The sequence below is a fragment of the Prosthecobacter sp. genome (assembly GCF_044378005.1).
Lineage (GTDB): Bacteria > Verrucomicrobiota > Verrucomicrobiia > Verrucomicrobiales > Verrucomicrobiaceae > Prosthecobacter.
Window position 1 is genome coordinate 1 of the sequence record NZ_JBILYB010000287.1, and the last position, 3,522, is coordinate 3,522.

Annotated in this window: 5 protein-coding genes; 1 reads left to right on the plus strand and 4 read right to left on the minus strand. The window is 58.7% G+C overall.

Annotated elements, in window-relative coordinates; genetic code table 11:
• Positions 1-339: hypothetical protein (locus AC6FTP_RS26170; RefSeq protein WP_497209842.1), on the minus strand; the 339-nt coding region annotated here is incomplete at its 3' end.
• Positions 340-381: 42 nt separating this feature from the next.
• Between AC6FTP_RS26170 and AC6FTP_RS26175 the strand changes: the two genes are divergently transcribed.
• The gene (locus tag AC6FTP_RS26175) at positions 382-1,341 is read left to right on the plus strand and encodes a lysophospholipid acyltransferase family protein (protein WP_497209843.1); all 960 of its coding nucleotides are present in this window, start codon (positions 382-384) and stop codon (positions 1,339-1,341) included.
• Positions 1,342-1,345: 4 nt separating this feature from the next.
• Here AC6FTP_RS26175 and AC6FTP_RS26180 read toward each other — a convergent pair whose 3' ends face one another.
• The 3 genes from AC6FTP_RS26180 to AC6FTP_RS26190 form a co-directional block, all read right to left on the minus strand.
• Positions 1,346-2,182 carry a patatin-like phospholipase family protein gene (locus tag AC6FTP_RS26180; RefSeq protein WP_497209844.1) on the minus strand — a complete coding sequence of 279 codons (837 nt, stop codon included), beginning with the start codon at positions 2,180-2,182 and terminating at the stop codon, positions 1,346-1,348.
• A gap of 26 nt (positions 2,183-2,208) precedes the next feature.
• Positions 2,209-3,219, minus strand: a complete 1,011-nt coding sequence (locus AC6FTP_RS26185; RefSeq protein ID WP_497209845.1) for a lysylphosphatidylglycerol synthase transmembrane domain-containing protein — start codon at positions 3,217-3,219, stop codon at positions 2,209-2,211.
• 23 nt (positions 3,220-3,242) lie between these two features.
• Positions 3,243-3,522: acyl carrier protein (locus AC6FTP_RS26190; RefSeq protein ID WP_497209846.1), on the minus strand; the 280-nt coding region annotated here is incomplete at its 5' end.

A 3,522-nucleotide genomic window follows, 5' to 3' on the forward strand; every position in this document is an offset into this window, starting at 1 on the left:
AATGTCTCCGGTGGCCTTGCTGCGCAGACCCTTTTTCACCCCTGCCTCCACTAACTCCTGTGGTACGCCACCGAGGAAATCCCACTCGGCTTTCTTGCCGGGCTTCTTCACAAAGGCGGGATGATCCATGTGGGCCCCGAGAACCCAGGTAGGGCTGCTCTTGCTTTTGCCACTTTTGTAGGTGGCATGAAGGTTGCCAAACTTGTCGCGCTTCAGCTTCACATTGGGGCAGCCTTTGAGCAATGATTCCACCTCCGCACGCACATGATACTCATGAAACGGAGCGGTGGGTTGTTTGAGAATTCGCTTGAGAATAGTCGCGAGGTTGGGCACTGCCATGCGCACATCGTAACGTCTTTTTCACAACTACCAACTGACAAGGTGAGGAACCTCCGATATTTCTTTGAAACTGCTCTGGTGGCATTTGCCGCCTGGCTGCTGCCTCGCCTGCCGCGGACGGTGGTCATGGCTCTGGCACGCAGTTTCGGGCACCTGGCTTTCTGGCTGGATGTGCAAGGGCGGAAAACAGCCCGTGAAAACCTGCGCGCAGCCTTTCGTGGCAGCCTCTCTGAGGCAGAGGTGCGGCGCATTTCCCTCGGCTCTTATCAAAACTTCGCGCGCACTTTTCTCGACCTCTTCTGGTCATCGGCACTGACGCCGACCAACTGGCAGCAGCATGTGAGCATCCGGCTCGATGATCCGGATGCGGAGGCCAAAGCGCGGGCGACAGGGGCTTTGTGGGTGACTCCACACTTCGGCAATTTCGAGTTCGTCAGTTTGGTCTGGGGCTTTCGTGGCGTGCCGTTCACCGTGGTGGCGCAGAATTTTAAGAACACTTCCCTCACCGCCATTTTCAAAAAACTGCGCGAGCATTCGGGCCACACGGTGATCTCCCAGGACAATGCGATGCTGAAGCTGATGAAGGCGCTGAAGCGTCAGGGGCACGCAGGACTGCTGACGGATCTGAACATCAAACCTGGCCGCTCGGCAACGGTGATCGAGTGCTTTGGCATGAAGACCTGTGTGCCGACGCTGCATGTGGAACTGGCCAAGCGGCTGGGGCTTTCCATCATCACTGGTGTCTGCCAGCCTGCGCTGGATGGTCGCTACGAGGTGCAGATCTTCGAGGCTATCCGCCCCAGTCCCGAGGATGATACACAGGTGCTCACGCAGCGTGTGTGGGATCACTTTGAGAAAGCCATCCGAGCCTATCCTGAGGGCTGGCTCTGGATGTACAAGCACTGGCGCTATCTTCCCACCAAGGAGCGCGATCCAGCTTACCCGGCTTATGCCAATCCCTATGTCGGCTTCCGAATGATGGTGGAAGCACTGGAGAAGTAACGCTTTAGATCAGCGACTTCAGTTCAGTCTCGTAGAATCGCTGCGCCTCCGCAGCACCCGCCTCATAGAAACTCGGCATCTGCTTCCCGGAAAATAGAGCCGGGCGATCATGCGTGGTTGAAGCGATAATCACCCGTTTGCCATACATCTTCGCGAGTCGGAGGCGGTAGTGCAGCAGTTGCTCGCTGGCACAGGCATGGGCACGTGCTGTCAGGTTGATCAGGTTCAAAGGCACAATTCTGCTGGAAGCAGAGCCATGATGCATGACACGGTGCAGCACGATGGTGTCCACGCCGTCATCCTCCAGCCACGGATCGATCGGCGTCTCATGGGCGATCCCCCCATCGAAGCAGTCCATGCCCGCGTGATTCAGCGGCTGAAAGACGGTGGGCACGCAGCAACTCGCCACCATGGCGCGGGCGAGCGAGCCACTTTGCAGGAAATGCGTCGTTTCGTTGTCCAAATTGCTGACGGCTGCGAGGAAGCGCGGCGCTTGAAGATTCTCGATCTGCAGATCGCCAAAAATGGACTCAAGGTAAGCCACAGCGGCATCGGCTTTAAAGACCCCAGGGTTGCGCTCGAAGAACGTGTTTCGGATGTAATGAATGAGCCAGGGAGTGTCGTTGATGAAGGACTGCCGCAGCTTCCACGAAGTCACCACTTCGCGAATCTTCGCCTCGGGCAAACCTGCGGTGAAGAGTCCGGCTGCGATGGCTCCTGCCGATGATCCACCCACCGCCACAGGCCGCACGCCCAGTTCATGCAAACGAGTCAGGAAGCCTGCGTGCGTGGCGTAGCCGAGGAAGGAAGCCCCGAGGGAGATGGCGATGCGGGAGGACAAGGGTGACAGTTCTCAGTTCTCAGTTCTCAGTTCTCAGTTCTCAGTTCGGGGTCGGGCACTTCTGCCAGTGAAGCGGCACCGCCCCGAAGAAACAACACTCCCCCAAACACCCCCCACACCACCCCCATCAGCCAGCCGACCAGCGAGGCGGAGATGGCGGTGGCACCAGGCAGGCCGGTGAGTCCGTGGACGAGTGTTTCGAAGGTCTTTTCACGAACGCCGAGGCCGGAGACGGAGATCGGCAGACCCGCGACAGTGTCCACGATGGGCATGGCAGCCATCACCTCCATCAAAGGAGCCTGACCGCCCACGGCAAAGATGGCGCAGTAAAAAGAGAGGAAGTGGAAGCCGAAGAGCAGGATCGAAAGCAACACGGACACGAGCGAGCCGCGCCAGTCACGCCGAAGCGCATCACAGGCATTGGCGAAGTTCTTCAGCGGTGCATAGCCCAGCATCCAGGGCCACTGCTTCTCCCCCCAGTTATAAAGGTGCGGCGTGAAGGAGACAACGGAGAGAAAGACAAAGAAGAGCGCTCCGCCCATGAACATCTCATAGCCTTGCAAAAGGGTGCGCACCTCCGTGCTCAGCGTGGCGAGGCGATCATGGAAAGCCGCTCGGCAGGACAGAAACAAGATGCCCAGACCCAGCATGCCAAGCAGGTGATCCAGCATCACGGACACCATGATCGGTAGTCGTCGCGCACCGGGACGCTTCATGAGCGCAAGCACGCGGTAGGCATCGCCACCAATGACGCCCAGCGAAGTGATGTTGAAGAAATTGCTCACCACCGTGATGCGCATGACTTCTCCACTGGGCACAGGATGCTGCTGGCCACGCAGCAGCACTTCCCAGCGCAGCGCACTGAGCCAGATGGAGATGCCCACACTCGCCAGCCCGGCCAGCGTCCAGATCCAGTTCACCCCCAGCACCCGCAGGTGCGGCAGGATGCTCTCGATGAAGCGATGCTCACGAAAGATGACCCCGAGCAGCACGGTCGTGACTGCCAGCTTGAGGAGGATCGGCAGCGCTTTTTTCATGCAACACAGGCAGCGGCTGAGGCTCAGGCGAGACCCGCTTCTTCAATAGCTTTGGCGATGCTTTCCACGCTGTGGAGAACCTCCCGCGCCTTGGATTGATCGCTGATCTTGAGTTTAAAATGCTTCTCGATGGCGACCACGAGCTGGAGCGCATCCACACTGTCCAAGCCAATGCCGTTGGGGCCGAAAAGCGGCGATTCATCTCCGATCTCGTCCACGCTTACTTCCAGCATCAATTCGCTGGCCATCACTTCTTTGATTCGCTGGCGGAGATTCATTCGGGGGGTCGGAGGGCGGTGGGGG

What these genes read in the sequence shown, in the direction of transcription:
- AC6FTP_RS26185 (WP_497209845.1), bottom strand. Translation starts at nt 3,219, where the DNA reads ATGAAAAAAGCGCTGCCGATCCTCCTCAAGCTGGCAGTCACGACCGTG.